The organism is Actinoplanes sp. NPDC049118 (assembly GCF_040648555.1).
Taxonomy (GTDB): Bacteria; Actinomycetota; Actinomycetes; order Mycobacteriales; family Micromonosporaceae; genus Actinoplanes.
The window spans coordinates 182,964-209,275 of record NZ_JBEZDY010000006.1; the positions used below are offsets into that span (position 1 = coordinate 182,964).

The 26,312-nt window shown below is 71.6% G+C and carries 35 protein-coding genes; 17 read left to right on the plus strand and 18 right to left on the minus strand.

The window, feature by feature from the left end:
* On the plus strand, positions 1-701 hold a 701-nt coding region (locus AB0B58_RS11545), incomplete at its 5' end, for a hypothetical protein (protein WP_360221461.1).
* A gap of 183 nt (positions 702-884) precedes the next feature.
* On the opposite strand, the gene AB0B58_RS11550 is transcribed toward AB0B58_RS11545, so the two are convergent.
* Positions 885-1,709, minus strand: coding sequence for an alpha/beta hydrolase (locus tag AB0B58_RS11550; RefSeq protein ID WP_360221464.1), 825 nt, complete (start codon positions 1,707-1,709; stop codon positions 885-887).
* 282 nt (positions 1,710-1,991) lie between these two features.
* Here AB0B58_RS11550 and AB0B58_RS11555 point away from each other — a divergent pair, with 282 nt between their 5' ends.
* The gene (locus tag AB0B58_RS11555) at positions 1,992-2,609 is read left to right on the plus strand and encodes a VOC family protein (protein WP_360221467.1); all 618 of its coding nucleotides are present in this window, start codon (positions 1,992-1,994) and stop codon (positions 2,607-2,609) included.
* A gap of 5 nt (positions 2,610-2,614) precedes the next feature.
* Here the strand turns inward: AB0B58_RS11555 and AB0B58_RS11560 are convergent, their stop codons facing one another.
* A complete protein-coding gene (locus AB0B58_RS11560) occupies positions 2,615-3,271 on the minus strand; it encodes a Fic family protein (RefSeq protein ID WP_360221470.1) in 657 nt (218 codons plus the stop codon).
* The gene (locus AB0B58_RS11565; RefSeq protein WP_360221474.1) at positions 3,264-4,004 is read right to left on the minus strand and encodes a hypothetical protein; all 741 of its coding nucleotides are present in this window, start codon (positions 4,002-4,004) and stop codon (positions 3,264-3,266) included. Before AB0B58_RS11565 ends, AB0B58_RS11560 begins: the two co-directional genes overlap by 8 nt.
* A gap of 131 nt (positions 4,005-4,135) precedes the next feature.
* Here AB0B58_RS11565 and AB0B58_RS11570 point away from each other — a divergent pair, with 131 nt between their 5' ends.
* A complete protein-coding gene (locus tag AB0B58_RS11570) occupies positions 4,136-4,342 on the plus strand; it encodes a hypothetical protein (RefSeq protein ID WP_360221477.1) in 207 nt (68 codons plus the stop codon).
* A gap of 21 nt (positions 4,343-4,363) precedes the next feature.
* Here AB0B58_RS11570 and AB0B58_RS11575 read toward each other — a convergent pair whose 3' ends face one another.
* Both AB0B58_RS11575 and AB0B58_RS11580 read right to left on the minus strand, forming a co-directional pair.
* Positions 4,364-4,885 carry a hypothetical protein gene (locus AB0B58_RS11575; protein WP_360221480.1) on the minus strand — a complete coding sequence of 174 codons (522 nt, stop codon included), beginning with the start codon at positions 4,883-4,885 and terminating at the stop codon, positions 4,364-4,366.
* A 154-nt stretch (positions 4,886-5,039) separates the two neighbouring features.
* The gene (locus AB0B58_RS11580) at positions 5,040-5,951 is read right to left on the minus strand and encodes a LysR family transcriptional regulator (RefSeq protein WP_360221483.1); all 912 of its coding nucleotides are present in this window, start codon (positions 5,949-5,951) and stop codon (positions 5,040-5,042) included.
* A 116-nt stretch (positions 5,952-6,067) separates the two neighbouring features.
* On the opposite strand from AB0B58_RS11580, the gene AB0B58_RS11585 reads away from it, so the two are divergent.
* From AB0B58_RS11585 to AB0B58_RS11600, 4 genes are all read left to right on the plus strand, one after another.
* The gene (locus AB0B58_RS11585) at positions 6,068-6,679 is read left to right on the plus strand and encodes a flavodoxin family protein (RefSeq protein ID WP_360221486.1); all 612 of its coding nucleotides are present in this window, start codon (positions 6,068-6,070) and stop codon (positions 6,677-6,679) included.
* Positions 6,676-7,101, plus strand: coding sequence for a nuclear transport factor 2 family protein (locus AB0B58_RS11590; protein ID WP_360221489.1), 426 nt, complete (start codon positions 6,676-6,678; stop codon positions 7,099-7,101). The genes AB0B58_RS11585 and AB0B58_RS11590 overlap by 4 nt, the downstream gene beginning before the upstream one ends.
* Positions 7,089-7,310 carry a 4-oxalocrotonate tautomerase family protein gene (locus AB0B58_RS11595; protein ID WP_360221492.1) on the plus strand — a complete coding sequence of 74 codons (222 nt, stop codon included), beginning with the start codon at positions 7,089-7,091 and terminating at the stop codon, positions 7,308-7,310. Before AB0B58_RS11590 ends, AB0B58_RS11595 begins: the two co-directional genes overlap by 13 nt.
* 236 nt (positions 7,311-7,546) lie before the next feature.
* On the plus strand, positions 7,547-8,044 hold the full coding sequence (locus tag AB0B58_RS11600) for a CAP domain-containing protein (protein WP_360221495.1): 498 nt from the start codon (positions 7,547-7,549) through the stop codon (positions 8,042-8,044).
* Between the two features lie 51 nt (positions 8,045-8,095).
* Here AB0B58_RS11600 and AB0B58_RS11605 read toward each other — a convergent pair whose 3' ends face one another.
* Complete coding sequence (locus tag AB0B58_RS11605) at positions 8,096-8,317, minus strand: EAL domain-containing protein (RefSeq protein ID WP_360221498.1); 222 nt, start codon at positions 8,315-8,317, stop codon at positions 8,096-8,098.
* A 38-nt stretch (positions 8,318-8,355) separates the two neighbouring features.
* Positions 8,356-9,498: a PEP/pyruvate-binding domain-containing protein gene (locus AB0B58_RS11610; RefSeq protein WP_360221501.1), complete on the minus strand. Its 1,143-nt coding sequence runs from the start codon at positions 9,496-9,498 to the stop codon at positions 8,356-8,358.
* A gap of 85 nt (positions 9,499-9,583) precedes the next feature.
* On the opposite strand from AB0B58_RS11610, the gene AB0B58_RS11615 reads away from it, so the two are divergent.
* Positions 9,584-10,210 carry a transcriptional regulator gene (locus AB0B58_RS11615; RefSeq protein WP_360221504.1) on the plus strand — a complete coding sequence of 209 codons (627 nt, stop codon included), beginning with the start codon at positions 9,584-9,586 and terminating at the stop codon, positions 10,208-10,210.
* Between the two features lie 9 nt (positions 10,211-10,219).
* Positions 10,220-10,822 carry a histidine phosphatase family protein gene (locus AB0B58_RS11620; RefSeq protein WP_360221507.1) on the plus strand — a complete coding sequence of 201 codons (603 nt, stop codon included), beginning with the start codon at positions 10,220-10,222 and terminating at the stop codon, positions 10,820-10,822.
* Positions 10,823-10,830: 8 nt separating this feature from the next.
* Here the strand turns inward: AB0B58_RS11620 and AB0B58_RS11625 are convergent, their stop codons facing one another.
* The 7 genes from AB0B58_RS11625 to AB0B58_RS11655 form a co-directional block, all read right to left on the minus strand.
* A complete protein-coding gene (locus AB0B58_RS11625; RefSeq protein ID WP_360221510.1) occupies positions 10,831-11,256 on the minus strand; it encodes a GNAT family N-acetyltransferase in 426 nt (141 codons plus the stop codon).
* Positions 11,257-11,393: 137 nt separating this feature from the next.
* A complete protein-coding gene (locus tag AB0B58_RS11630) occupies positions 11,394-12,215 on the minus strand; it encodes a polysaccharide deacetylase family protein (protein ID WP_360221513.1) in 822 nt (273 codons plus the stop codon).
* A 106-nt stretch (positions 12,216-12,321) separates the two neighbouring features.
* Positions 12,322-14,412, minus strand: coding sequence for a hypothetical protein (locus AB0B58_RS11635; protein WP_360221516.1), 2,091 nt, complete (start codon positions 14,410-14,412; stop codon positions 12,322-12,324).
* Positions 14,413-14,549: 137 nt separating this feature from the next.
* Positions 14,550-15,017 (minus strand): SRPBCC domain-containing protein, encoded by a 468-nt coding sequence (locus tag AB0B58_RS11640; RefSeq protein ID WP_360221519.1) that lies wholly within the window; start codon positions 15,015-15,017, stop codon positions 14,550-14,552.
* Positions 15,014-15,352, minus strand: a complete 339-nt coding sequence (locus AB0B58_RS11645) for a metalloregulator ArsR/SmtB family transcription factor (protein ID WP_360221522.1) — start codon at positions 15,350-15,352, stop codon at positions 15,014-15,016. The genes AB0B58_RS11640 and AB0B58_RS11645 overlap by 4 nt, the downstream gene beginning before the upstream one ends.
* 56 nt (positions 15,353-15,408) lie before the next feature.
* On the minus strand, positions 15,409-15,732 hold the full coding sequence (locus AB0B58_RS11650) for a hypothetical protein (RefSeq protein WP_360221525.1): 324 nt from the start codon (positions 15,730-15,732) through the stop codon (positions 15,409-15,411).
* An 88-nt stretch (positions 15,733-15,820) separates the two neighbouring features.
* Positions 15,821-16,390, minus strand: coding sequence for a hypothetical protein (locus AB0B58_RS11655; protein ID WP_360221528.1), 570 nt, complete (start codon positions 16,388-16,390; stop codon positions 15,821-15,823).
* Positions 16,391-16,547: 157 nt separating this feature from the next.
* On the opposite strand from AB0B58_RS11655, the gene AB0B58_RS11660 reads away from it, so the two are divergent.
* Positions 16,548-16,823 (plus strand): hypothetical protein, encoded by a 276-nt coding sequence (locus AB0B58_RS11660; RefSeq protein WP_360221531.1) that lies wholly within the window; start codon positions 16,548-16,550, stop codon positions 16,821-16,823.
* Positions 16,824-16,939: 116 nt separating this feature from the next.
* Positions 16,940-18,574, plus strand: coding sequence for a methyl-accepting chemotaxis protein (locus AB0B58_RS11665; protein WP_360221534.1), 1,635 nt, complete (start codon positions 16,940-16,942; stop codon positions 18,572-18,574).
* A gap of 51 nt (positions 18,575-18,625) precedes the next feature.
* Here AB0B58_RS11665 and AB0B58_RS11670 read toward each other — a convergent pair whose 3' ends face one another.
* The 4 genes from AB0B58_RS11670 to AB0B58_RS11685 form a co-directional block, all read right to left on the minus strand.
* Positions 18,626-18,877: a YcxB family protein gene (locus AB0B58_RS11670; protein ID WP_360221537.1), complete on the minus strand. Its 252-nt coding sequence runs from the start codon at positions 18,875-18,877 to the stop codon at positions 18,626-18,628.
* A 62-nt stretch (positions 18,878-18,939) separates the two neighbouring features.
* Positions 18,940-20,421 (minus strand): alkaline phosphatase family protein, encoded by a 1,482-nt coding sequence (locus AB0B58_RS11675; protein WP_360221540.1) that lies wholly within the window; start codon positions 20,419-20,421, stop codon positions 18,940-18,942.
* 87 nt (positions 20,422-20,508) lie between these two features.
* Positions 20,509-20,631 (minus strand): hypothetical protein, encoded by a 123-nt coding sequence (locus AB0B58_RS11680; RefSeq protein WP_360221821.1) that lies wholly within the window; start codon positions 20,629-20,631, stop codon positions 20,509-20,511.
* A 90-nt stretch (positions 20,632-20,721) separates the two neighbouring features.
* Positions 20,722-21,039 (minus strand): TM2 domain-containing protein, encoded by a 318-nt coding sequence (locus tag AB0B58_RS11685; RefSeq protein WP_360221543.1) that lies wholly within the window; start codon positions 21,037-21,039, stop codon positions 20,722-20,724.
* Positions 21,040-21,160: 121 nt separating this feature from the next.
* Between AB0B58_RS11685 and AB0B58_RS11690 the strand changes: the two genes are divergently transcribed.
* From AB0B58_RS11690 to AB0B58_RS11715, 6 genes are all read left to right on the plus strand, one after another.
* Entirely contained in the window at positions 21,161-21,295 is a 135-nt protein-coding gene (locus AB0B58_RS11690; protein ID WP_360221546.1) for a hypothetical protein, read from the plus strand.
* Positions 21,296-21,366: 71 nt separating this feature from the next.
* Complete coding sequence (locus tag AB0B58_RS11695) at positions 21,367-22,110, plus strand: hypothetical protein (RefSeq protein ID WP_360221549.1); 744 nt, start codon at positions 21,367-21,369, stop codon at positions 22,108-22,110.
* Between the two features lie 8 nt (positions 22,111-22,118).
* A complete protein-coding gene (locus AB0B58_RS11700) occupies positions 22,119-22,814 on the plus strand; it encodes a hypothetical protein (RefSeq protein WP_360221552.1) in 696 nt (231 codons plus the stop codon).
* A complete protein-coding gene (locus AB0B58_RS11705) occupies positions 22,807-24,063 on the plus strand; it encodes an MFS transporter (RefSeq protein ID WP_360221555.1) in 1,257 nt (418 codons plus the stop codon). Before AB0B58_RS11700 ends, AB0B58_RS11705 begins: the two co-directional genes overlap by 8 nt.
* A complete protein-coding gene (locus AB0B58_RS11710) occupies positions 24,060-25,181 on the plus strand; it encodes a hypothetical protein (RefSeq protein ID WP_360221558.1) in 1,122 nt (373 codons plus the stop codon). Before AB0B58_RS11705 ends, AB0B58_RS11710 begins: the two co-directional genes overlap by 4 nt.
* Complete coding sequence (locus AB0B58_RS11715) at positions 25,178-26,290, plus strand: hypothetical protein (RefSeq protein ID WP_360221561.1); 1,113 nt, start codon at positions 25,178-25,180, stop codon at positions 26,288-26,290. The genes AB0B58_RS11710 and AB0B58_RS11715 overlap by 4 nt, the downstream gene beginning before the upstream one ends.
* Positions 26,291-26,312 lie beyond the last annotated feature (22 nt).

Below are 26,312 nucleotides of genomic sequence, written 5' to 3' on the forward strand. Positions count from 1 at the left end.
TCAGCGGTGGTGTCTGGAGTGGTTGGGCGCAGGTTCCGGGTGGTGGGGCCACTCCGTCGGCTCCCGCGGCCGCGGTGTTCAACGGTGCGCTGAACCTCGTTGTCCGTGGTACGGACAATGCGATCTACCGGAATGTTCTCAGCGGTGGTGTCTGGAGTGGTTGGGCGCAGGTTCCGGGTGGTGGGGCCACTCCGTCGGCTCCCGCGGCCGCGGTGTTCAACGGTGCGCTGAACCTTGTCGTCCGTGGTACGGACAATGCGATCTACCGGAATGTTCTCAGCGGTGGTGTCTGGAGTGGTTGGGCGCAGGTTCCGGGTGGCGGGGCCACTCCGTCGGCTCCCGCGGCTGCGGTGTTCAACGGTGGGCTCAACCTTGTCGTCCGCGGTACGGACAATGCGATCTACCGGAATGTTCTCAGCGGTGGTGCCTGGAGTGGTTGGGCGCAGGTTCCCGGTGGCGGGGCCACGCCCTCAGGTCCCGCGGCCACGGTGTTCAACGGTGGGCTCAACCTCGTCGTCCGCGGTACCGACAACGCCATCTACCGCAACGTCCTCAGCGGTGGTGCCTGGAGTGGCTGGGCACAGGTCCCAGGCGGTGGAGCCACACCTTCCGGCCCGGGTGCCGATGTCTTCGGCGCCACGCTGCAGCTGTTCGCCCGGGGAACCGACAACCGCATCTACCGCAACATTCTCGTGCCCTGACGCGTCAACATCCTCGTGCCCTGACGCGTCACCGGCGCGGGCCGGAGGTCACAGCCGCCACCTCGCGCCGGCCCAAGGCTGAAATCTGACGGCGTGCCCGACCAGGTCCGGCGTGTGGCGGGGCTCGGGCGTGGTCCTCGACCGGATGGTCGGGCGGGGCCACGCCCGGGTACCGCGGTCGGATCAGGATTGCAGGAAAGCCAGCAGATCCGCGTTGATGATCTCGGCGTGGGTGGTGGGCATGCCGTGCGGGAAGCCCGGGTAGGTCTTGAGCGTGCCGTTCTGCACCAGTCCGGCCGACAGCGGTGCGGAGTCCGCGTACGGCACCACCTGGTCGTCGTCGCCGTGCATGACCAGGACCGGGACCGTGATCTTCCTGAGGTCCTCGGTGAAGTCGGTCTGCGAGAACGCGACGACGCCGTCGTAGTGTGCCTTCGCGCCACCCATCATGCCCTGCCGCCACCAGTTCTGGATGATCGCCTCGACGGGCTCCACGCCCGGCCGGTTGAAACCGTAGAAGGCGGTCGCCGGCAGGTCGCGGTAGAACTCGGACCGGTGACCGGCAACCTGGGCCTGGATGTCGTCGAACACCTTCTTCGGCAGGCCGCCGGGGTTGGCCTCGGTCTGCACCATGATCGGTGGCACCGCGCTGATCAGAGCCGCCTTGGCGACCCGGCCCTGTCCGTGCCGGGCGAGGTAGCGAACGACCTCGCCGCCCCCGGTCGAGTGTCCTACGTGTACGGCGTCGTGCAGGTCGAGGTGGGCGGTGAGCGCCGCCAGGTCGCCCGCGTAGTGATTCATGTCGTGACCGTTGCCGGTCTGCGTGGAGCGGCCGTGCCCGCGCCGGTCGTGCGCGATGACCCGGTAGCCGTGCTGCAGGAAGAACATCATTTGGGCGTCCCAGTCGTCCGACGACAACGGCCACCCGTGGCTGAAGACGATCGGCTGGCCGGATCCCCAGTCCTTGTAGAAGATCTCCGTGCCGTCGGTGGTGGTAATCGTTCCCATGCTGCCTCCAAAGGGGCACTGGCGCCGATGTACAAACACCTGTCCATCCCACTAAACCAGGGCGGCCCACGGGACGCGAACGCCCGAAAACGGGCGCTGGACGTCGTGGATCCCCGTAGCCGCTGGCCTTCGTTCATGGTCACCGGGTCTGGTCGTGTGAAGGGATTGTGAAAAGGGCGCATGTTGTCGCACGATGTGCGGATTTGCCGCTGCCACAGACTCTGGCTACCGGGACGCGGGCGGTGACACCGTTGTCCCCGGAGCCACTCCGAGGAGGCCGCGATGACGACGACGGACAACCGTGACAGCGTCGAGCTGAAGCTCGAGGTGGTCACTCTCCCGGTCGCTGATCTCGATCGGGCGAAGGCGTTCTACGCCGGCCTCGGGTGGCGGCTCGATGCGGACTTCGTCCTCGGTGGTGCCCGCGCGATTCAATTCACACCGCCGGGCTCCGCCTGCTCCATCCACTTCGCTCCGGGAACCGCGGAGACCCCACCGGGATCGGCGCAGAACCTGTATCTGATCGTCGCCGACATCGAGCAGGCGCGCGACGAGCTGACAGAGAAGGGCGTCAAGGTCGGCGAGATATTCCACCGGACGCCGGAGGGCCGCGCCGACGGGCCGGCGCCCGACCGGGCCACCTACAACTCGCTCGCCCGGTTCAGCGATCCCGACGGCAACGGCTGGGTGTTGCAGGAGGTCACCGCGCGGCTGCCGGGCCGGACCGACTCCGGGGAGACGACGTACGCGTCGCTGACCGACCTGGCGAGCGGGTTGCGCCGCGCGGCGGCCGCGCACGGTGAGCACGAGCAGCGCACCGGCGAGGTCGACGAGAACTGGCCGGACTGGTACGCGGCGTACCTCGTCAGCGAGCAGGCGGGCACCGAACCGCCCAAGTGAACGGTTTACCGGAGCGAGCAGTTCCTGTCGGGTGGCTTCGCCGCGGCGCGGCGCCGGGTGGCGGCGATCAGGACCTCCATCAGGCGGATCATGTCCAGCGTGCCGGGTAGGTCGCCGGTTCGGCGGACGACGGTGAGCACCGGCGCGGCCAGGTCGATCGTCACCCGGTCGCGACGCAGCACGAAGTACAGGCAGAGCAGAGCCGCGCGGGCGTTACCGTCCGGGAACGGGTGGACGAACGCCACGTCGAGATACACCCGGGCGGCGCGGGACGGCAGCGGCACCAGCGGATCGGTCGCCTCGGCTAGGCACGCCTCGAATCGGCGCCGGGTGCCGGGCTCGAGGCCGTACCGTTCCCGGCCGCCCTTGGCGTATGCGGCGCCCGTACGGAAGCCGACCTCGGGTACCCCCAGCACCGGCGCCTGCCAGCGCGCGAGCAGGTCGAAATCGAGTCGCTCCCGGGCTGCCGCGGCGGCGCTCACCTGGTGTAACGCGGCCCGGAGCCGGGCGGCCCGCGTGGCGTCGCGCGCCGCCACCGTCGTCTCCACGTAGTCGAGGAACCCGTCTCGATGACCGCCGACCGGGCCGGCGACCGGGTTAGCGGCCGTGGCCCAGGCCACCTGCCGGCGCACCCGCCACCAGTCGAGCAGGTCGTCAGGCACCGGGACGTCGCACCATCGCCTCGGCCAGCCGCTCGGCCACCTCGGTGACCACAAACCGTTCCGGCTCGGCCCAACTGTCGAACCGGCCGCCGATGGCGTCCTCGAGAAGCCTCTCGTGCCGTTCGGAGGGGATCCCCGCCGCGGAGAGGAACCAGCCGAGGACCTGGCGGCAATGGGCGTACCAGCCGCTTTCGCCCCCGGTCCGGTCGGCGACCGCGGTCACCAGGTGAGCCACCGCTCGTTCCCAGATGTCGAGGAGCACGTCATCGGGGGCGTCCGGCGGGATCGGCAGGAACCGGCCGAAGCGTTCACTCAGGTCTTCCAGCCAGGACCGCCAGTCGATCAGCGCCGCGGTCACCACTTCCAGCGTGGCCTCCGGAGTCGACATCGAGTCGCGCGGGCAGCACCAGGTCGTGCCCGGACCCCCGTCGTAGTCGCCCTCTCCCGTCGACCATCGCCAGCCGCACGCCCAGCGGCCGTAGTGGCCGACGAGGGCCGCGCTCATCTCGTCGGCCCATACCCGTCCGACGTGGTAGCTCCATTCGATGACCCGGGGGTCCCTGGGCCTGCCCCGGAGGCGGGCCGGCACGTCCGCGGCGGCCGGCAGACCGCGGATCACCGCCGGCGCGGCCAGCGGGTCGAAGGCGTGCCGGGCCGGATCGACCTCCTCCCATTTCAGGATCACCGGGAGGATGAGACGCTGGGACTCCGAGACATGGATGTTCTCGTACACGACGATCAGTATCGCCAGGGCCAGCCTGCTCTGGCCGCCGCGCCACGCGGCATGCCGGAGCTGAGCGCGAAGATCATCGACCTGCTGCGGAGAAACCGTGCCGCGGCCCCTTCGATCCTTCGTCGCTCGGCGTGTTGCGCGCCGTCGATACCATGATCGTCGTGACAGCACCTCATCTCGCGTGCCCGCTGTGCCGTGGCACGGAGTTCCAGCAGGAAGAATCGCGCCAGGACAGCCGGTGGGGATTGACCAGCCATCGGATGATTCTGATGATCTGTGTCCGTTGCCGTTACGTGCTTCATTTCTACGACAAGCACAGCGTGTTCGACTTCGACTGACGTCCGCCGACCCGCGAGGGCTCAGACGCGCAGCAGGGTGCTGGGGCGGGAGCCCTTGCCCGGCAGTACGAGCTCGCCCTTGCCGTCGTCCTTCAGGTCGCCGCGCCAGTACCAGGAGATGGTGTGCTCGCCCTGGTACGGGCCGCCGGTCCACGAGCAGGTCCTCGTGGTCTTGAAGGCGATCCCCGCCTTCGACCTCTTCCTGAGGTTCTCGTAGTGGCAGATGGCTCCGGCGTCGTCGATGAACATGACCAGATCGAGCCAGTGCCATCCTCGGGTCTTGTCGTCCTCGATCTGGAATTCGACGCTGAACGACGATGTGGACAGGCACATCTTGACGCCCTTGAGGGCGGAGTAGCCATTTGAGGTCTTGGCGCCGGCGTCTTTCTTGTTCATGAAAAACGGATCCCATTTGCGGGTGTCGCACGACTGGGTCTCGGCGGCCGAAGCCGCCGGTGCGTTGATCGTTCCTGCGGCTAAACAGGCTGCAGCCAGGATCAAGGCGGTGGCCGAACGTCGGGAACGGCTGATGATCTTATGCATTCTCTCCCCAGTTCCGCGTGTATTCCGCCATCTCGTTTCCCGAAGCTACGCCGGTTCATCGATGGGGAGAAGAAGCGGCCGCGGGATTCACCCGGACACGCGCGACGGCTCGGGCCAGGAAACAACGATGCGTCCCGCATGTTCTGTCCCGCGGTCAGGTTCGGGGGCCGGTGGCGGTGAGGGTCTCGACCAGCACCTCGGCGAAGGCCTCCACCCCTTCGGACTGTTCCGCGTGCCGGGTGGCGCAATACCAGGTCCGCCTCTGGCTCGGGCCGTCGATGGGTATCGCGACGATGCCGTGGCTCGTCAGGTACGGGGCCACGGTCCAGAGCGGCAGCACGGTGACCGCGTCGCCGGTGACGACCGACTCGATGAGCAGGTCCGTGGTGACCGGTGCCGTGGTGAGCCGGCCCGGGTGGGCCCCGGGCGGGATCGGCAGCGCGACCGCGGGCACCCGGCGCGGGTCGTACGCGTCGACGAGGACGAGGTGGACGCCGGCGAAGTCCTCGCCCCGTACGAGCGTGCGCGCCGCCCAGGCGTGGTCCTCGGCCACGACGGCCACCAGTTCGTCGTCGAAGAGGTGGCGCAGGCGGAGCTGGGTCATCTCCGCGTCGAGTTTCGTGACGAGGGCGAGGTCGAGGTCGCCGCGCAGCAGCGCGGGAATCACCTCCGTGTCGGGCAGATGTTCGATCAGGACCTCGACGCCGGGCATGCGGGCCCGGAAGTCGCGCAGCACCGGCGGTAGCCATTGGTACGTGCCGGCGCACTGCGAGGTGAGCCGGACCGGTGCGGGGCGCCCCTGACCGGTCCGCCGGACGTCGTGGGTAGCCGCCCGCAACTCCGCCAACGTGGTGTGTGCCGCCTGGACCATGCGCCTGCCCGCGCGGTTGGCGACCAGGCGGCGGCCGCGCCGTTCGAACAGCGGGGTTCCGAGGCGTTCCTCCAGCCGGATCAACCGCTGGCTCAACGCGGGTTGGCTGAGGTAAAGCTGCTGGGCGGCCGCGGTGAGCGTGACGCCGCGGTCGAGGGCCTCCAGCAGTTCGAGGTCACGCAGGTCGACATCCATAACCTGAGCTTAGTGTTGCCATCGAAACTCCGTCTTGGACGAATGCTTGGCGGGCTCCTAGCGTCTAATGCGGCTCGGGCGATCAGGCCCGGGCGGCAGACGAGATAGGGGCAGACGTGACGCGTCTTGCGATCATTTACCACAGCGGATACGGCCACACGCGGGTGCAGGCGGAGGCGGTCCGGGACGGCGCGCGGTCCGTACCCGGTGTGCAGGTCGACCTGATCGCCGTCGACGACAGCCCGTACCCGTGGGAGGTGCTGGACCGCGCCGACGCGATCATCTTCGGCGCGCCCACGTACATGGCCGGCGTCTCCGCGCCGTTCAAGGCCTTCCTGGACGCCACCGCCGGCCGGTGGGCCGAGCAGGGCTGGAAGGACAAGCTGGCCGCCGGGTTCACCAACTCCGCGGGAATCAACGGCGACAAGCTGGCCGCGTTGCAGCACCTCGCGCTGTTCGCCATGCAGCACGGGATGGTCTGGGTGGGGCTCGGGCTGCTGCCCGGCAACCACAGCAGCACCGGCTCGCCGGAGGACCTCAACCGGCTGGCGTCCTTCCTGGGCGCGATGGCCCAGTCGCCCGCCGACCTCGGTCCGGAGGCGGGCCCCTCGCCTTCGGACCGGCGCACCGCGGCGTACCTCGGCGAGCGGGTGGCCCGGATCGCGCGGGGCTGGCGCCCGAGCACCGGGGACGCGGATCTACCCGCGGCCGCTGAGGCTATGGCATGAGCGGGCCGCTCAGCGAGCCCGACGCCGGCACCCGCGAGGCGATCGAATCAGTCCTCCGGCTTTACTTCGACGGGCTCCATCACAGCGACACCGCCCGGCTCGCCCGGGCCTTCCACCCGCAGGCGACGTACGCGAGCGCCAGCGGCGGGACTCTCACCCGGTTGACCATGGACGCCTACCTTCCGGTCGTCGACGCCCGTCCCGCCCCGGCCGCCCGCGGCGAGGCCAGGCGCGACGCCGTGGTCTCCATCCAACTTGCCGGTCCGGTCACGGCCAGCGCGGTCGTCACCTGCGCCATCGGTCCCAAGCGGTTCACCGACCTGCTCGCCCTGGTCCTGATCGACGGCCGCTGGCAGATCATCAGCAAGGTCTTCCACTTCGACCTGGCGGATACCGAGGAGCCCGCACCATGCCCTACGTGAACATCCGGGTGACCGACGAGGACGTCACCGACACCCAGAAGGCGGCGCTGATCCACGGCGTCACCGAGCTGCTGCAACGGGTCCTGGACAAGGATCCGGCGACCACCCACGTCGTCATCGACGAGGTCCCCCTGGCCAACTGGGGCGTGGCCGGGCTGCCCGTGCAGCGCTACCGGGCCGGCGCGACGCCGCGCGGACCCCTCGCCTGACCCACGACCGGACACCTGCACCACGAGCCGCCCTGCGCCACAGCCGGGCGGCTCGTGCCGTGACCCTTTGGCCGCTCGGGTGGGTGCGGTAGGGCCCTTGGTCGGCGTCGCCTGGCCGAAGGTACGACGTGCAACCGGTAGGCAACCGCCTGGGAACGGAGCGCGCACCGAACGACCGCGAATCTCTTTCATGTGACCGGCCAACGGGGGCCGGGCCGAAACGGGGGAGATTCGCTGTGGGTCGCAAGACGGTGCGCAAGGTCGTTACTTCGGTCGGCGTCATGCTGGCCGGTTTCGGTGCCTCGCTGGTCGCCACGACCGTGACCGCCGCGCCCGCACAGGCCGCCCCGGTCGCCACCTCCACGCTGCAGTCGCAGCTGGTGACCTACACGAACAACACCCGCGTGCGGGCCGGCTGCAAGGCGATCCGGGTCGACTCGCGGCTGCTGCGTGCCGCCCGCGGACACAGCGCGTACCAGGCCCGTACCGGGAAGATGAGCCACGTGGGCTCGGGTGGTTCCACCTTCATCCAGCGCGGTGTGCGTGCCGGCTTCGCTCACCCGAAGAGCGAGAACGTGGCCTACGGCTACCGCACCGCCTCCGAGACGATGAAGGGCTGGATGGGCAGCCCCGGACACCGGGCGAACATCGTCGACTGCAAGGCCAAGACGTTCGCCGTCGGCGTGGCCTACGCCGGCAACGGCACGCCGTACTACACCCAGATGTTCGGCTGAGCCACAGCCGCGACGAAGCCGCCCGGTGTCACACCGGGCGGCTTTCGCCGTTCAACCGACGCGGGTCCCGGCGAATTCGATCAGCTCCGCCGCGGGCAGCGGCTTGGCGAACAGGTACCCCTGGCCGATGCCGCACCCCAGCGTCTGCAGCTCCGCCGCCTGCTCGGTGGTCTCGATGCCCTCGGCGACCGTGGTCAGGTGCAGGACCTGGCTGAGCCGCAGCACCGCCTCGGTGATGCCGGAGCCCTCGGGGGTGCCGTTCAGCTCCGCCACGAAGCTGCCGACTGCTCCTCTACCACAAGACCTACGGTCTATGACCGAGCGCCCGAACCGAGGACCGCGACCCTGCCGGCGCTACCGTCCACCTCGACCGTCGCGCCGTCGGGCAGGGCCGTCGTCGCGTCCGGTACCGCCACAACGGCCGGGAGGCCCTGCTCGCGAGCCACGATCGCGGCGTGCGAGAGCAGGCCGCCGGTCTCGGTGACGACCGCGGCGACCACGCCGAACAGCGGGGTCCAGGCCGGATCCGTGGTGCGGCACACGAGTACGTCGCCGGGCCGGACGCGGGCGAAGTCGGCGGGGCCGCGCACCACGTGCGCGGGTCCCGTGGCGGTGCCCGGGCTTGCCGGCGTACCGGCGAGGGCCGCGCTCTCCTCGCCGGCGGCGGCCCGCGCGGCGGGCAGGGCGCTGGTCACCGGGCGGGCCTGGAGGATCCAGATCCGGGAGCCGGCGATCGCCCACTCGATGTCCTGCGGGCCGCCCAGCAGCTCGGAGATCTCCCGACCCAGCCGCGCGAGCCGGGTGACCTCGTCGTCGGCGAGACAGAACCGATCCCGGTCGGCCGGTTCCACCTCGCTGGTGGCGGCGCGGTCGATCCGGGTCTTCTTCGCGCCGAGCGCCCGGTGGGTGATCTCGCCACCGGAAACCACCCAGGAGTCCGGGGTGACGCGGCCGCCGACGACGCTCTCGCCCAAACCCCAGGACGCCTCCAGCCGGAGGTCGTCGCCGGTGAACATCACGCCGGCGACGTCGGCGTCCACCAGGCGCTGCACCAGCACGGCGATCGTCGGTGACCCGGTGTCTCCCCGCCGGCGCCGGTACTCCACGGCGCGCTCGGACCACAGCGACGCCCAGCAACCGCGTACGGCGCCGGCCACCTGATCGGCACCGCGTACGCCGAGGAACGTGTCGTGCTGCCCCGCGGCGGTGGCGTCGACGGTGTCCTCACCGGAGGCCGACGAGCGCACGGCGACGTACCCGTCACCGAGCCGCACCAGGGCCTGGGCGATCTCCTCGACCAGCTCGGCGGAGGGGCCGTCGTCCGCCTGCTCGTACGCGGCGGCCGGCACCACGAAACCGGGTGGTACCGGCAGTCCCGCCTCGAGGAGCCGGGCGAGCACGGCGGCCTTGCCGCCCGAAGTCGCGGGTTCGGCGTCGGTCAGGTCGATGAGCAACGGCGTCTCCCCTCGGCTCCCCGCACCCTATCGGGCTCGGAATGTCGCGTTGACGGCCCGGGCACGACCCTGAATGCTCGCTGTCATGACGCACGCCTCACCGCCGGATCTCGCTGTACTGCACGCCGTGCGGGTGACCGGGATGGCGGGCGACGCGGCAGTCTCCCGGCGCGCCGGCATCGACCAGGACACCGCCTCCGAGCTGCTGCAGGACTTCGAGGCCTATGGGTGGGTGACCCACGCCGAGTTCGGGGGCACCGGCGGGTGGACGCTCACCGAGCGCGGCCGCGACGAGGACACCCGCAGGCTGCGGGAGGAGCTCGACCGGGCCGGTGCCCGGTCCGCCGTCGAGCAGGCACACAAGGAGTTCGAGATCCTGAACGGCCGGTTAGTGAAGGCGTGCACCGACTGGCAGCTGCGGCCCACCGCCGGCGCCCGGCTGGCATCCAACGACCACAGCGACCCGCAGTGGGACGGCCGGGTCCTGGACGAGCTCACCTCGATCGGCGGCGAGCTGGTCCGGCTGAACGGCGCGCTCGCCGGCGTGCTGACCCGGTTCGGCGGCTACGACGAACGGTTCGGCGCCGCCCTGGCCCGCGCCCGCGCGGGGGAGGGGCAGTGGGTGACCGGGGTCGGTGTCGCGTCGTGCCACGCCGTGTGGATGGAGCTTCACGAGGATCTGCTGTCGACGCTCGAGATCCCCCGCGGCTAGGTTTCTCCCGTGGCCACGCGATACCTCTATCTGGCGAGACACGGCGCGGCGGACGCCTTCGGAGAGCTCACCGACGCGGGATACGAACAGGCCGGTCTGCTCGGCCGCCGGCTCGCCGGGTTACCGGTCGACGCGGTGTGGCACTCGATGCTGCCGCGCGCCGCCGCGAGCGCGCGCGAACTCGCCAGACACCTGCCGGACGTGCCGGTGGCCGAGGCCGCCGAGCTCATCGACCACGTGCCCTACGTGCCGGACGCGGACGAGATGCCCCGAGCCTGGGCCGGCTTCTTCGACGGCTTCGACTCCGGCGAGGCAGCGGCGGGCAAGCGGACCGCGGAGGCCCTGGTGGCCCGGTTCGCCAAGACTCCCGAACGCACCGGGCCCGACTCGCACGAGGTGCTGGTCACGCACGCGTACCCGATCGCGTGGCTGGTGCGGGACGCACTGGAGGCCCCGTACGTCCGGTGGCTCGGCCTCGACAGCGCCAACACGGGACTCACCGTGATCGAATACCGGGCCGGCCTGCCGCCGACCCTGGTGATGTTCAACGACCTGAGCCACCTGACGGGCGACCTGCGCTGGACCGGATTCCGGGCGGCCGCAAGACCATGAAACACGCCTTAGCCGAACGGTGGCCGCGTATCGATCTCCATCCAGCGCTCGGGGTGCCCGATCGGCGTGAACCCGGCCTTCGCGTACACCCCGTGCGCGTCTACCGTCGCCAGTATCACGCGCTTGATGCCGTGGCGCTCGGCCCACTCGACGCTCCAGTTGGCGAGGATGGTGCCGAGGCCGCGGCCACGGTGGCCGGGGTCGACGTAGACATCGCAGAGCCAGGCGAAGGTCGCGAGATCGGACACGATGCGCGCCACCGCGACCTGCCGGCCGTCGGGGGCGTACAGGCCCACTGGGGCCGAATTGGCGAACGAACGCTCCACCACCTCGCGCGTGCGGCCCTTGGCCCAGTAGGCATCGGTGCTGATCCACACCGCGATCCGGTCCAGGTCGAGGTCGGCCGGGTCTTCGCTCAGTCGATAGTCGCTCACCCGTCCATCCTCACTGCGGGATATCGATCAAGAAAGTATCCAATCGCGGACCGGTGGCCCTGGCCGATCAGCCCACGCTCGGGCCGCGGCGGTGCTCGCCGTGCGGTCGACCTTTACCTGCGCAACGGTTTCGGTCATCACCGCCGGCTTCTGTTCTGGGAACCGGCCGCTTTCTGAGCAGGGCCGAGGGCGGTCAGTTCGCTGACCGTGGCGAAGCGGAAGCCCCGCTTCTTCAGGCCGTCGAACATCTCCGCGAGACCGCGCAGCGCGACCAGGCGGCGCTCGTCACCCACGTCGTGGGCGAGGATGATCGACCCGGGGCGGACGGAGTCGACGATCGCGCGTACCTGGGCGGCGGGGTCGTGCTGGTACCGCCGCTCGCGCATCTGGTCCGACCAGAGCACGATGTCGTAGCCCATCGAATCGGCGGCCAGCAGCGTGGAACCGCCCAGGTGGCCGTACGGCGGCCGCATCAGCGTCGGCGGCCGGCCCGTCACGCGCGTGATCACCTCATGGGTACGGCTCAGCTCGTCGGTCGTCGCGGCCAGGTCCAGGGTGGCCAGGTCGGGGTGGGACCAGGAGTGGTTGCCGATCTCGTGTGCGCCCAGCCTCCGGCGCACCAGGTCGGCGTGGGTCTCGAGGTTGCGCCCCATCACGAAGAACGTGGCCGGGATCCGCGCCTCGTCCAGGGCGTCGAGCACCATCGGCGTCCACCGCGGCCCGGGACCGTCGTCGAAGGTGAAGGCCACCACCGGTTCGTCGGTCTGCACGTAGTAGCGCACCGTCACCTCCGGTTGGCGCAGCTCGGTGAGCTGGTCGGCCGCGGAGGCGTAGCCACCGGCGAGCGGCGGCCGGTCCCATCCACACCAGTGCGGTATGCGGTCGGCGCCAACGGCGCCGACACCCAGCCCGGCGGCCGTCAGCAGCGTGCCTCGCAGAAAACTTCGTCGATTCCCCATGATGCGCAGCAGCCTCGCCGCTGCGACCGGTTAGGGGCATCCGGCTGCGGACAGAGATCATCTACGGCCGCCTCGGCCAAAAGTCGTAGTCGGCCCGCCGATGGATTCAGCCTGGTTGTGCGACGGCGAGGTAGGCCTGGCGGACGGCCTCGGTGCCGGTCTTCAGGCGTTCGTTGTAGTACGGCCGGTTCCAGTCGGTCCATCCCACGGTGCCGGCCTGGTGGTCGGTGCCGGCCGCTGAGAGCGTCACGCCGATGCCGGGGCTGACCTGGGTGGTCAGGGTGGTGCCGTCGGGGATGCCGACGCGGTGGGCGGATGGGTCGGCGAAGCCGAGCATGGCCCAGGGCACGCGGATGGTGAGGCTCTCGCCGTCGTGTCGCCAAAGCTCGCCGTAGCGCAGGTCGCCGGCGTTCTGGATCTCGGCGGGCAGCCGACGGCCGGTGCCGGGCACGACCCGGGCATGGTTGAGCAGGAGTTCGACCCGGCGCCAGCCGTTCGGTGCCGGGCCCCGCCTGGCCTCGGACTTCGGGTCGTCGAGGGGAACCGGGTCGAGTTGGGCGCGCAGGTAGGCCTGCCCGGTACGTGCGGCCGGGTTGAGCACGAACGCGGCGTCGGCGGTCCGCGAGCCGGAGCCGGGTGGCGGGCTCCCGGTGATGCCGGGCAGCACATCGAAGCCCAGGGTCATCGTGGCCGGTGGGCGGTGCACGGTGAGGCTCAGAGAGGACTCGTCGGTCCGGGCCTCGACCCGTCCGTCGAGCAGCGCGGTGGGTACCGCGTCGGGCGGCCCGGCGGCGTCCATCGCCAGCAGCCCGAAGTGCTGCTCGTTGGTGAGCGGGTCGTGCCACAGCTGTCGCCGCTCCGGGACCTGGTGTCTGACGGTGTTCCAGGTGTACTTGAACCACTCGTCCATCCAGGCGAACAGGAACGCTCCGGCCAGGCCCTGGTCCTTGATCACGTGGAGCAGTCCGGCGTCGATGCGGGTCGCCTCGGCCTCGGTGTGCCCGCCCTGGGACCGGCCGAGCGGCGCACTGTGTGCCGAGCCGATCGACGACGGCACGCCGAACTCGGTGATCATGGTCGGCATGTCGCCGTGATGCTTCTTCAGTTCGGCCAGGTAGCGGGCGTAGGGATCGCCGCGCTGCAGTCCCGGCTCGTGGCGCTGGAAGTCGGGGTAGTACGGGTACGCGTGGTAGCTGGCGAATGTTCCGGCCGGCCAGGCAGCGGTCGGACGGACGTGGTTGGCGTCCAGCTGGAGCAGGTCCTCGGTGCTCGACGGCTCCTCGGGGTGGCGCAGCGGGTCCGTGGTGGGCCAGTTCACGAACGCGATCGGCTGGCTGTACCCGCGGCCCGCCTGATAGCCGGCCAGTTCGTCCATGCGGGCGGCCAGCCATCGCTCGGTTGCCGTGGCGTCCGGCGAGCTGCGGAAGTAGCGGCCCTTGACGTCCGGCGCGCCCGCATTCCCGCGGTCGGAGCCCGCGACGGCCGCCGGGTCGAACTCGACGCCGATGATCCAGCCGGCGATCCACGGGTTGACGTCGGCATCCCAGCTTCCGCTGGCATGTCCGGGTCGCGGGGCGCGGTCGAGCCGGCCGGCGGCGGCGTCGGCGGCGTCACGCAGTTCGTCGCGGAAGGCGTTGGTGACGCCGTCGCCGTACAGGTCGTGTGTCCGCACGTACGACTCGTCCGGCAGGTAGACGCCCTGCATCAGGTAGAGCGGCCGGCTTGAATGGGTCCGGTTGTATTCGGCCAGCTCCTGGTAGAAGGCCGGCGGATGGATGGTGTAGATCCGCACCGCCCGGATGCCGAGGGCGGCCATCTCGCCGAACCACCGCCGATACTGCCCGGAGTCGATGGACAGCTCGCCGGGCTGATGCCCGGGCGTGGTGCTGCCGAGGTTCACCCCCGGCAGGAACGTGACGTCACCGCCCGCGGTGTGCAACGCAAAGAGCCCGTCGCCGGCGGTCGCCGGCACCTGCAACCCCGACACCCGCCGGGCGGCCGGGGCCCAGGATCGCCCGGCCTCGGCCGATGCGGAGGCCGCCGCCCGCCCTGATGCGGGCGGGGCGCGATCCGCACGGTCGCCGCGGGAGCGGACCGCGGCGACCGCACCCGCTACCGCGACGATCGCGATCACCGCGACGCATCCGAAGAGCGCGAGCCGGTGGCGCCCACCGCGATGACCCGCAGATCTGCCCACCCCGACATCATCTGCCGCCCGCGATGCGGCCGAAGCGTGATTGCCGACATTCGTGATCGACGTGATCATGGGGGTCCTGCCGGCCTCGGCCTACGAGGCCCGAGTCGCCGCTCCGTCGAACATGGACGGGATCGCGCCTACTGGTGGGCGGCGACTGCGGCAAGCTGGTCGGTGACCGCGCCCCAGCCCTCGCTGAAGCCGAGTTTCTCGTGACGCTCGCGAGCGGCGGGATCGCCATGGCGGACGAGGACCCGGTATTCCGTGCCGTCCGGGTGGTCGGAGAGCGTGATCTCGGCGGTCATGGAGACGGGATCGGGCATCGCGGGGCGCCAGTCGCTGTTGATCGCGTTCGTGAACACGATCCGTTCGAGCTCGTCGACGACGAGGAAGCTCGCGTCCAGGTGCGGGACGAACTCCGCCCCGTCCTCGCTGAGGCTGGTCACGAGGGCGCCGCCCGGCCGTACGTCCAGGCGGTCGACCCGGCACAGGGCCGGCGCCGGGATCCACCACTTCTCGAAGCGCGACGGGTCGGTCCACGCGCCCCACACGGCGGAGCGGGGTGCGCGGATGATCCGCTCCAGGGCCAGGTCCAGCTCGGAATTCATGATGGGTTCTCCTTCGGGTCGGTGAGGAGGCTCTCGAGGCGATCCGTGCGTTCTTCCCAGACCCGCCGCTGCTCCGCCAGCCAGTCATCGACGAGGGCGAGGCGCTCGCGGTTGAGGATGCAGGTGCGCACGCGGCCGGACTTGACCGTGCGGATCAGGCCGTTGGCCTCGAGCGTCCGTACGTGCTTCATGAATGAGGGGAGGGTCATCGGAAACTCGCCGGCGAGGTCGCCGACGCTCATCGGACCGCGGCCGAGGCGCCGGATGACGCCGCGCCGGGTCGGGTCGGCGAGGGCGACGAACAGGCCGTCGAGCTGCGCCGAATACTGTGCCATTCGGCTAAGTATGCGCGGCCGGAATACTTAGCGCAAGGGCAAAGTGTTGAGGGTGTTCAGCGCGCCGGGTTCGGTGCCTTCTGGCGGCGCCGCCGGGCGCGCACGATCCGGACCGGGGTGGAGGCCTGCAGGTAGAGGCTGCGGCGTCGCTCGCCGTGTGCCAGGTGCACCTGGATGACGTCACGCACGGGCGGGTCGACGCTGGCGACCCGGTAGCGGTCCGCGCCGGAGATGATCAGGTCGCCGGGGCGCACGTGCGACGGGGACTGCACGATGCTCTCGCGGCCGACGACGGAGCCGAGGCCCACGCGGGGAAGGCCGGCGACCCACGTCGCGGAGGTCTCTGCGCTCAGCCGCCGACTGGCTCGGATGCCCCACATGGCTGGCCTCCACGGTGTCGACGCTGGCTTCTGGTTTAGGTATCGGCCGGCGCCGGCGCCAGTTGAGCGCAATGACCGGGTCGGGTCGTCACCCGTCCGGCGAACCGAGCGTGGGCCCGATCCAGAGGAAGGAGTCGCTTCGGATCCTCCACACGAGGTGCGCCGCCGATCCGGCGAGCGCCAGGTCCGCAAGCCAGGCCGCCCAGAGCATCACCGCGGTGAACGAGAAATGCATGGCGGCCAGGTACGGCATCGAGCCCACTATCGCCAGAATGCTGATCCCGGGGAAGGAGATGAAGAGCGGATTGAGGACGCGGTACCGCCTCGGCTTGGCGCGATGGGTTCGGAGCCACTCCTCCCAGCCCAGTCCGCCCGGTATCCGGCCGCTCAGCTCCGTTCGGATGTACGTGGCGATGCTGAGGCAGGCGTAGCTGTGCGAGACGTGGCGCCCGGCGAGCATGTAGGTCAGCAGCGGGAGGATCAGCAGGACTGCCGCCCGACCGGAGCCCGACAGCGCCAGGCTGAAGAGCGCTCCCGCTGCCGTCAGCTGTATCGAGAGAAGTCCCTGCGCACTGTTCTGCCGGGCGATGATCTCCGCCCGGAGGGCATTGAATTCAGCGAGTACGGCTTCCTGCCCGGTGGAGACCTCGTCTGACAATATGCCCTCCATGAGCGTATGCCTTGCGCAGAGCCCTTACGCATTGAGGTTTCATCGACACTACTTGTAGTCGACTGGCGATGTCGAGAACGGGCCGGCGGCTCCGCTCAGCGGGTGGGCGCGGCCGCCGTGGCCGTACACGATCGAGGAGACCGGCATGACGATCCAGCGGATGGACAACGTCCTCATCGTTGTCGAAGACCTCGACACCGTCGTCTCGTTCTTCGTCGAACTCGGCATGGAGCTGGAGGGCAGGGGGCCGGTCGAGGGGCGCTGGGTGGAACGTGTCATCGGGATCGACGACGTCCGCCAGGACGTCGCGATGCTGCGGACGAGGACAGCTACCGGCTCTGCTACGTCCGTGGCCCCGAGGGCATCATCGTCGGCCTGGCCGAACAGCTCGGCTGAACTCGGCAGGTTACTGCCCGTCTGAGGTGATTCGCCAGATAGTTCTGCATCGAGTGTGATCCGGGGCAATGCCCACCCTCGTCAAGGACTCGGTCCCGGTGCCGATCGGAGGAGTGCTCCTACTGCTGACGAGGGAATTCCATGAGTCGCGTACTGACCGGGCTTCAGATCCACCGGGTGCTGATCCGCCAGCTGAACCGCCACACGATCAACCGCTCGCTCCGGCTCGGCTTCACCGTGGTGGTGACGCTGCTCGTGCTGCCCGTGGTGGTCTCCGCGGTGAGCCTGTGGCAGGCGACCGAACGGGTCGGCTCGCTCGCCGAGGCCTCCGTGCCCGGCGCGCAGATCGTCGGGCGCATCGATGCGCTGATGAACAAGTACCGCAAGGAGCAGTGGGAGTACATCGCGCTGCCCGCCGGGGACGAGGAGCTCCTCGAGACCCGGGCCGCGATGCAGGAGGAGGACGCGGAGATGCGGGGTCTGTTCGCGGACTACCGCAAGCTGCCTGTCGGCGCCGCCGACCTTGCCGCGGTGGCCTCGTACGAGGCGAACTGGGACGCGTACGTGAAGGCCACCGCCGGTGAGGTCGACCTGGCCGACAAGGGCGACCTGGCGGGCGCCCGCGCCAGCTTCGACGAGGGCGAGGGCGGCGATCAGTGGACCGCGCTCAAGGACGACCTGAAGAAGTGGCGGGCCACGAACGCCGCGAACGCCGCCTCGGACGGCGACGCCGCGACGCAGTCCGCGATCATCGCGTTCAGCCTGCTCGGCGTGCTGCTCGCGATCGCCGTCTGCACCTCGTTCCTGGTCAGGATCACCGTGTCGCGGCGGATCGCCGGCGGCCTGGCCTCGCTGACCGAGGCGGCCGAGGGCATCGCGCGCGGTGACCTGGAGCAGCGGGTGAATACCGCGGCGGACGACGAGATCGCGCAGGTGGCGGCGGCCTTCGACCGGATGGTGGAGTACCTGACCGCGATGGCGGACCTGTCGCAGCGGATGGCCGAGGGCCAGCTGGCGGTCGACGCCCGGCCGAAGTCGGAGCAGGACCGGCTCGGGCAGGCGTTCGAGGCGATGGTGGCCAACCTGAACGACTCGATCACTCAGGTGCACCGGGCCGCCGGAGCCCTGGACGAGGCGTCCGAGGGCCTCACCGAGGTGTCCGAAGGCGTTCGGGGGGCCACCGGCGAGGTGGTCGACAACGCCGGCCGGCAGGTGACCCTGGTCAGCGAGGCCCGGCACGCGGCCGAGCAGACCGGCGAACTGGTGACCGGCGGCATGGACACCGTGCGGCAGCTCGCCGAGGTGATGCGGGCGCTGGACAGCAAGTCCACCGAGATCGGCGGCATCGTCGAGGTGATCACCCGCATCGCGGGGCAGACCAACCTGCTCGCGCTCAACGCGTCCATCGAGGCCGCACGGGCCGGCGCGCACGGCTCCGGCTTCGCGGTGGTGGCCGGCGAGGTCCGCGCGCTGGCCGAGGAGAGCGGCACCTCCGCGCGGTCCATCTCGGAACTGGTCGCCGACATTCAGCGGACCAGCGGTGACGCCGTACGGATCGTGGAGGAGAACGCCCGCGACGCGTTCGAACGGATCGCGAGCGGCACCTCGTCGCTGCGCACCGCCCTGGACGAGGTGGGCGCCTTCGCCACCGCGAACGTGCAGTCCACCGAGCGGATGGCCGCGGCGAGCGCGGCGACCGCCAGCTCCGTGGAGCAGCTCGGGGCGACCGCCGCGCAGCTGCGCGGCGTGGCCGGCCGCTTCTCGGTACAGCAGTAGCCGCGCTGACGGCACTGACGGGTGGGCGCCGCCGCGGCGGCGCCCACCCGGCTACGCCACGGCCCGGGCCCGGCCGCCGGGGAACCGCACGGCGAGGAAGTCCTCGACGATCCGCTGATCCTCCGGGCTGAAGGCCGCGCACGGCAGCGGGATCTGCTGCAGGCCGGTGCGCCTGAGCAGCCAGATGCCCGAACGGCGGCGGACCCGGGAGATCTGGCCGGCGCGCACGCGCCGGCTCATCGCGCTGAGCGTCATGCGCCGCACGACCGCGTAGGTGATCCGCAGCTCACCGGAGACGGGCATAGAGATGTCCTGACGTATCGAAGGGTGCGACAGTCTCTCACACGGGCTGCCCGCTGGCCGCCTCAGTCGATCCGTAGGTCGTCGATGGCCCAGTACCAGTTGTTGCCGGCGTCGTGGTAGCGGAACTTCACGGTCATCGCGGTCGCGCCGGCCGGGACCGCGACCGGCAGGGATTCGGCGGTGGCGCGGGCGTCCGCGGCGTACCGCTTCACGAGCTGATCCGCGCCGCCGTCGAAGGAGACCAGCACGTCGCCCTTCTGCGCGCCCTCCTGCCGGTAGTGGGTCACGTACGTCAGCCGGACCGTGCTGCCCGCGGCGACCGGGTACGCCGGGGAGACCAGCGTGGAGTCGTAGCTCGCGCCGCCGGACCTGTCGGCGAACTCGTCGCTGTCGGCGACCGCGAAGACGCCCCGGGTCCGCAGCGCGTTCTCCCGTTCCTGGCCGTCCTGCGTGCGGCTCCAGAACTCGTCGGTGGTGAACGACCAGCCGCGCCATTCGGTGACCCCGCCCGCCGGCATCGCGGCGCGGTCGACCGACCAGCCGGCCGGTGCGCCGGGTGTCCAGCCCGCAAGGGTGGCGGGAATACCGGTCTCGTCGACCCGGGTACGCAGGGGCAGGGCGTCGAACGGGTCGGTGGAGCGCACGCGGACGCTCCTTCCGTCGATGGGTGCGGCGACGTCGAAGTGCGCCAGCGCCGACGCGGCGGCGTCCACCTGGCGAACGTCGATCGGCCGGCTTCCGGCGGCCGTCCCGGAGCCGGACGCGAGCAGGAAGGTGCCGCGTTCGTCGATGCGGCAGCCGCCGTGGCCGCCCAGCGGCTGCCGGTGACCGTGGTCGGTGGTCACCAGGATCAGCCAGTCCTCCTGGCCGTGGGTCGGCCGCGACCGCACCGCGGCGAGGATCCGTCCGAGCTGCTGGTCCTGCCGCTCGATCGCGGCCCGGTACCGGGCGCCGGTGCCCCAGACGTGCGCCACCGCGTCGGTGTTGCCGAGGTAGACGAAGGAGGCGTCCGGGCCGCCGCTGCCGAGCCGGCCGACCGCGTCCGCGGTGATCGTCTCGTCGTGTGCGGGGTAGCCGTCCGCGTCGCCGTCGAAGGTGATCCGGGTGTCGATCGCGGACGAGAACGTGCCCTGGTCGTGCAGCGCGGCCCAGTCGACGGCGGAGTAGGTGACGTAGTCCGGGTTCGCCCGCTCGAGGCGGGTCAGGAAGTCGGGGTAGGTGCCGTACTGCTTGCCGGTGAAGGTGTTGTCGTGCACGCCGTGCCGGTCGGGCCACACGCCGGTGGCGATGGTGGACCAGCCGGGGCCGCTGGAGGAGTCGGCGACCGACGGGCACTGCACCAGGCTGCGGCCCAGCACGCCCTGCGCGGCGAGTGCGTCGAGGTTCGGTGCGTTCGCGGCGGCGACGCTGTCCCAGTTGAGCCCGTCCATGCCGACGACGAGGAGCTTCTTCGCCGGTGCGGCGGCCGCCGCCGGGGTGGGCGCGGTGATCGCCAGGCCGGTGAGGAGGGTCAGGGCGAGCAGGCGGCATCCGATTCGTGGCATCCAGTACCTCCAGGTGGAGTTCGACCGAATAACATCGAAGTCCATGGATGTTAACCCCTGGTGCCCGCCGGGTGGACAGGCCGAGCCTCAGCGGCCACCATCCCGCCGGGGGAAGACGACCTGCGCCGGTGTCGTCAGGTCGGCGGTGCTGGCGCTGCCCAGCATGCCGTAGGCGCCGTGGCCCCAGCAGTAGATCCTGGTGCCGCTGATCCCGCACTGGTGGTAGCCGCCGGCGGTGACCCGCCGTACCGGATCGCTCTGCCGTGCCGCCGCGCCCGGCCCGGCCGCCGGCCTCCCGGGCTACCGGCGGGCGTCGTCGAGCTGGTCGATGATGCCGTACCGGCCCATGACGGTGGCTCGCCGTGAGCGGTTCACCGCACGAACCCGGCGGCCGATGAAGAACACGTCGAGCAGCGCCCACAGGCCGCAACCGCCGAGCGTGAACAACATCGCCAGGGAGCGGCCGGTGTCGCCGAGGTAGAAGCGGTGCCCTCCGATGATGCCGACCACACACCACAACCCGTACGCGACCCGCGGGTCCTTGCGGTAGGCGCGGTATTCCGCCTCGGCGCGCAACACCCGGATCCTCTCCCACTGCGGAAGCGCGGTGTGTTCCATCGGCGCAACGGTAGCCGCCGCGTGATCACGCCGCACCCTCCGCGGCCTGTCACGGAAATGTCATGGGTGCGCTGGCACGGTGGTCCCCGTCAGCAACAACCGATCCGCTGAGGAGAACCTGATGAGCGAGACCACCACCAACGAGCTGCTGCGCGTCGACGCGATCGTCCAGAACCTGCAGGACCTCGACGCCACCGAGTACGGCACCGAGGCGCTGTCGATGACGCAGGCCACCTTCTCGGACATCGCGCTCTAAGCAGTTGGTACCCGGGTGGTGGCGGGGAGGATGCCCCGCCACCACCGCAGGACGTGAGGAGGTCGCAGACGATGCCGGTCCGCTCGGAAACCCATCCCGTGGTGGCGCGCTTCGCCCAGGTGCGCGACGCCGCGACGGCCCGCTACGGGCCGGACTCGCAGGCGGTGAGCTTCCTGCTGTACGAAGAGCTGATCTCGATGCGTACGGTGCTCGCCGCGGATTCGTCCGCGACCGCCGCGCACGACCGGATCGGCGAACTGGTGCCGGCCATCCAGCGCCGGTTCGACGCGGGCGGGGTGGTGGCGCCGCAGCGGGTGTTCCACCGCACGGTGGCGACGCATCCGACGGTCATCGAGTTCGACCGCGACTGCTTCGAGCAGCGGTACCGGCGACCGCTCGGCGCGACGGGCCTGCACGCCGTGCGGATACACGGCCGCCGCCAGGGCCTGACCGTCCTGAGCGCCGGTGCGTCGTACCTCTATGCGGTGGACGAGGATGGCGCCCTGTGGGTGTGGCCGCGGCCGCACCGCCTCGCGGACCTGATGTTCGGCTGGGCGCCGGGCCGGCCGGTCGAGGAGACCCGCGTCGTGCATCCCATGCTCGTACCGGACCGGCTCCGGGTCCGGGCCGCCGGGGAACTTGTCGTGGTGGGCTCGCCCGGCAGCGCCTACGTCATCGCCAACCTGAAGTCCGGTCACTTCCGGCCACCGCGCGAATGCGCGGACGAGATCCGCCGGGCCGCGATGCGGGCGATGGACCTGGACGACCCCTGCGACGTCGACGTGTTCACCATGCCGTCGCCGGCCGCGGCGTGAGCCGGCCGATGGAGAGCACCGCCCGCGTCGACGACCTCCACATCGGAGTGGAACACGAGTGCAAGTGGGAACTCCCGCTCGGCAGCGCGGCGGATCCGGCCGCCTTCGTGGCGGAGGCACTGTTCGCGGACCTGCTCACGGCCGGTGGCCGGCCGCAGGACTACCTGCAGTCGGCGCTGTATCTGGACGACGCCGACGGCAGCCTCGCCCGGGCCGGGCACTCGCTCAGCATCATCGTCAACAGCGGTGCGCCGTCCGACACCTGCGTGATCGCGTTCAAGCAGACCGTGCACCACCGCGGCTGGCGCGACGGTCTCGAGGTGCGGCAGCGGGTGCCGCACCTCCAGGTCGGCGCCCGCCTGGGGGATCCGGCGACGCTGCCGGTCGCCCACGTGCGCAGCCTCGGCCTGGTCACCGGGGCGCTGCGACCGGCCGGCGTCGCGGTTCAGCGCCGGTACAAGCGGCATGGACACACCGCAGACGGCACGGAGATCTTCTGCAGCCTCGACCACGTCGACTTCGGCGACCCCGCGGCCGGAAGAGACGAACGCCGCCGCTACGCCTGCCTGGAGATCGAGGTCAACTCGTCCGACCCGGCGGCGCTGACCGGCCTCGACCACCTGGCCACCCGGCTCGACACGCGGCTCGGAGTGCCCCGGGACCGCACCAGCAAGTCGCAGCGCGCCTGGGCCGGCCGTGGCTAGCGCACCCGGCGGCCGGCTCGGTGGCGCCTTCCGGCTGATCTGGCTCGGGCGGTCGCTGTCGATGCTCGGCGGCTACGTCCAGTTCCTGGCGCTGCCCCTGTGGATCCAGCAGGTCACCGGATCCACGGTCGCCGCGCTCGCGGCGTTCGGGATCTTCTTCCTGCCGCAGATCTTCTGCACCCCGTTCGCGGGGGTGCTCGCGGACCGGTTCGACCGTCGCCGGCTCGTCATCGCGGTCGATCTCGCCGCCTTCGCGGTGGCGGCGTCCCTGGCCCTGACCATCGACGCACACCGGCTGACCTCGGTCTACGTGCATCTTGCCGTGCTGCAGGCGCTGAGCGCCCTGTGCATTCCCGCGTTCCTGAGCATGCTTCCCGACCTGGTCGCCGCCGACCGCCTGCTGGCCGCGAACTCGCTGCTCAACGTGTCGGCGGGCGTCGCGGTGACCGTCGGACCGCTGCTCGGCACCGCCCTGCTCGCACACACCTCGATCACGGTCGTCGTGTGGCTCAACGCGCTGACGTTCCTGGTGGCGGCGGCCTGCATGATGCGCCGGGCACCGGGCGCGGCCCCCGACGGCGCCGGGACCCGCCGGCGAGCGGGTACGCCGGGCCCCTGGACGCAGCTGCGGCACGGCCTCAGGGCGCTGCGCGCCGACCCGGTCCTGCGCGCCAGCGTGGCCGCCGAGGCGCCCTGGTACCTCTGCTTCGGCGCGGCGACCCAGCTGGTCCTCATGCATCTCGGCGCGGCCGGCCTGGCGCACGCCCCGGGTCTGTTCGGGCTCGGCGCCGGGCTGGGCAGCCTCCTGATGACCGCGGTGCTGGCGCGGATCCGCCGCGACCTGTCGGCCGCACACCTGCTGATGGCCGCGGTCCTCGCCACGGCGCCGGTCGCTCTCGTGGTGGCCTGGCTCGCGGGCGACGGCGGCACCGCGTGCGCGGTCCTCGCCGGCCTGCTGCTGGGCGTGCAGTCCTATGCGCTCGGCATCGGCACCACGCTGCACTGCCAGCGGCGCCCGGCGCCGGACTACCGGGGCCGGGTCACCGCCCTGCGGCGCACCTCGAACGCGGTGTGGCAGGTGGCCGGGATCGCCGCCGCGGCGGTCGTCACCCAATGGGTTCCGGCGCTCGCACTGGTCGCCTTCGGCGGGGTGCTGGCGACCGTGACCGCCGCCCCTGCGGCCTGGCGGGCGCTGCGGTCCAGCGGCGTCCCGGTGCCGGAGCCGGCCACCCCGGCGGGTGCGCGGTGACGGCCCGGCCCGGTGGCGCCCGCGTCGTCGACCTGCCGGCGGGCTACCGCGACGACCCGCCCGGGCAGGCCGGCCGCGCCGCGCTGCTCGCCGCGGTGCTGAGCGATCCGCGCTGCGGAGGCGCACCCGCGCGCGCCGCCGCGGAGGGCTGGCGCACCCGGCACCGCCTGGACGAACGGTGCTCGTCGTTCGCGTACTGGTCGCCCCGGCCCGCCGGGGCGGCGGCGGTGCTGGACGAGATCCGGCGCACCCGGCTCCCGGCCGGCAGCGCGGGCGAGTCGGTCCTCGCCGAGCTGCGGGCACGGCAGGCCGCCGCGATCGAGGGCCGGCACGCCGCCCCGCTGGCGCTGATCGGCCGGGCACTGGAACGGGCGGCCTGGGGCGCGCCCGGGCACGGCCTGCTCGGCACGCCCGGGACGCTCGCGGCGGTGAGCACCACCGACCTGGCCGAGGCGCACGAGCTGCTGGTGTCGCAGGCCACGGTGTACCACTCCGAATCGGAGCCCGCCGGGTCCGCCGCGCCCGCGCCCCGGCCCGCCCGGCGCGACTGGCGCGGTGGGCTCGACGTCGCCGCGCATCCGGGCGCCGATGCGCGGGTCGGTGTCCGGCTTCCGGTCCGGGACTCGCCGCCGGAGGTGCTCGAACTCCTCGTCGAGGTGCTCGGCACCGGCCCGGACGGGCGAATGCACCGGGCCCTGCGCCACCACAGCCGGCTGGCGTACGGGTTCACGGTCGCCTGCTGGCCGCAGCCCGGATCCGCCTCGATCGGCGCCACCGCCACCGTGGCGCCGCAGCACGCGGCGGCGGCCGTACGGGTGCTGGCGACCACCCTGCGGCAGCTGGCGGACGGCGCCGGCGCCGCGGAGACCGGCCTCGCCCGCTGGCGATGCCGGGCCGGGCTGCTCGCCGAGCTCGACGGCCCGTTCGGCGCGGTCCTCGAGGCCCGCCGGCACGCCCGGGGCGAGCGCGGCGCCCGGCAACGGCTGGCGGCGATGGCACGCATCGACACGCTGCCGGGGCTCGCCTTCGCGCCCCTGCCGCCCGCGGTGGCCGCGGTCGGCGCGTTCCACGAGCGCCACCGCGCCGAACTCGCCGACGTGTACGAGGAGATCCGATGATCCGCCGGTTCGAATCCGGAGGCCTGCCCGTCGAGCTGGAGGTCCTGCCGTGGGCCTGCTCATTCGGCGCGGCCCTGGCCGTCGGCTGCGGCTCCCGGGACGATTCCGCCGGCCGGGAGGGCGCCGCGCACCTCGCCGAACACCTGATGGTTCTCTCCGACCCGGCCGCCGGCCCCGGCGGGGCGCCCCTGCTCGCGGTCACCGGCATCGACCGGACCGTGTACCGCGGCGTCGGCGACCCGGACGACGTCGGGATCCTGGTGCGCCGGCTGCTTGACATCGCGGGCGGGCGCTGCGCACCCGCCGGCCCGGACGTGTTCGAGGGCGAGCGGCACGCGGTGCTCCTGGAGACGAGCCGGATGGACCATCAGCCCCTGCTGCGGCTCGGGCCGCTGCTCGCCGCCGCGGCCGCCACGGAACCCGGTCTGGACGCGATCGCCGCCACGACAACGGAGTCGGTGCGCCGCGTCACCCCGGCGGACGTGGCCGAGCTCATCGCGCGCGGCTACTCGGGCACCAACGCCCGGCTGTTCCTCGCCGGGCCCCCGAGCGTGATCCGCGACGTCGAGGCGGCCCTCGAACGACCCGATACGGCCGGCACGACCACACCTCACCGGCCCGTCGCCGCACCGGACCGGTTCTCCCTGCCCGGCCTCGGAGACCTCGTGGCCGTGACTTTGGTCCGGCCCCGGAACGTGCCGTCACCGGCCCTCGACGCGTTGCTCGGCGACCGCGGTCCGATCGTGGGCCTCGGCACCGCGGACGGCCGGCGGCCGCTCGGCCGTACCACCATCGAAGGCCGCGCACAACGGGTCGACGTCGCCGTGTGGCGCGGCGACGCCGCGCCGTTCGAACGGCGCTTCGCCGAGGTCGTGGCCGGCGACTGGCAGGCGCTCGCCGAGGCGTCGGCGAGCCCGCCGCGCGGCGGGCAAACGGTGGACGGCCAATGGCGACGGGCGACGCCGATCGGACGGGTGAGCGACGCGGCCGACCGGTGCGTCTTCTTCCCCGCGGAACCCTCCGAGCTGCGGCAGCTGGCCCTGTGGCGGGTCACCGACGGCCGCCCCGAGTGCCTCGCCCGGCACCGGCTCGGCACCGAACGGCGGTAGCCGTGCCCCTCACACAGACAGG

Excerpts from the sequence above, each read along its gene's own strand:
- AB0B58_RS11640 (WP_360221519.1), bottom strand. The coding sequence starts at position 15,017 with ATGAATTCCGAGCTGGACCTGGCCCTGGAGCGGATCATCCGCGCACCC.
- AB0B58_RS11580 (WP_360221483.1), bottom strand. The coding sequence starts at position 5,951 with ATGGATGTCGACCTGCGTGACCTCGAACTGCTGGAGGCCCTCGACCGC.
- AB0B58_RS11575 (WP_360221480.1), bottom strand. The coding sequence starts at position 4,885 with ATGCATAAGATCATCAGCCGTTCCCGACGTTCGGCCACCGCCTTGATC.
- AB0B58_RS11715 (WP_360221561.1), top strand. The coding sequence starts at position 25,178 with ATGATCCGCCGGTTCGAATCCGGAGGCCTGCCCGTCGAGCTGGAGGTC.
- AB0B58_RS11665 (WP_360221534.1), top strand. The coding sequence starts at position 16,940 with ATGAGTCGCGTACTGACCGGGCTTCAGATCCACCGGGTGCTGATCCGC.
- AB0B58_RS11675 (WP_360221540.1), bottom strand. The coding sequence starts at position 20,421 with ATGCCACGAATCGGATGCCGCCTGCTCGCCCTGACCCTCCTCACCGGC.
- AB0B58_RS11590 (WP_360221489.1), top strand. The coding sequence starts at position 6,676 with ATGAGCGGGCCGCTCAGCGAGCCCGACGCCGGCACCCGCGAGGCGATC.
- AB0B58_RS11650 (WP_360221525.1), bottom strand. The coding sequence starts at position 15,732 with ATGTGGGGCATCCGAGCCAGTCGGCGGCTGAGCGCAGAGACCTCCGCG.
- AB0B58_RS11630 (WP_360221513.1), bottom strand. The coding sequence starts at position 12,215 with ATGGGGAATCGACGAAGTTTTCTGCGAGGCACGCTGCTGACGGCCGCC.
- AB0B58_RS11670 (WP_360221537.1), bottom strand. The coding sequence starts at position 18,877 with ATGCCCGTCTCCGGTGAGCTGCGGATCACCTACGCGGTCGTGCGGCGC.
- AB0B58_RS11660 (WP_360221531.1), top strand. The coding sequence starts at position 16,548 with ATGACGATCCAGCGGATGGACAACGTCCTCATCGTTGTCGAAGACCTC.
- AB0B58_RS11685 (WP_360221543.1), bottom strand. The coding sequence starts at position 21,039 with ATGGAACACACCGCGCTTCCGCAGTGGGAGAGGATCCGGGTGTTGCGC.
- AB0B58_RS11695 (WP_360221549.1), top strand. The coding sequence starts at position 21,367 with ATGCCGGTCCGCTCGGAAACCCATCCCGTGGTGGCGCGCTTCGCCCAG.
- AB0B58_RS11555 (WP_360221467.1), top strand. The coding sequence starts at position 1,992 with ATGACGACGACGGACAACCGTGACAGCGTCGAGCTGAAGCTCGAGGTG.
- AB0B58_RS11645 (WP_360221522.1), bottom strand. The coding sequence starts at position 15,352 with ATGGCACAGTATTCGGCGCAGCTCGACGGCCTGTTCGTCGCCCTCGCC.
- AB0B58_RS11615 (WP_360221504.1), top strand. The coding sequence starts at position 9,584 with ATGACGCACGCCTCACCGCCGGATCTCGCTGTACTGCACGCCGTGCGG.
- AB0B58_RS11550 (WP_360221464.1), bottom strand. The coding sequence starts at position 1,709 with ATGGGAACGATTACCACCACCGACGGCACGGAGATCTTCTACAAGGAC.
- AB0B58_RS11700 (WP_360221552.1), top strand. The coding sequence starts at position 22,119 with ATGGAGAGCACCGCCCGCGTCGACGACCTCCACATCGGAGTGGAACAC.
- AB0B58_RS11690 (WP_360221546.1), top strand. The coding sequence starts at position 21,161 with ATGAGCGAGACCACCACCAACGAGCTGCTGCGCGTCGACGCGATCGTC.
- AB0B58_RS11595 (WP_360221492.1), top strand. The coding sequence starts at position 7,089 with ATGCCCTACGTGAACATCCGGGTGACCGACGAGGACGTCACCGACACC.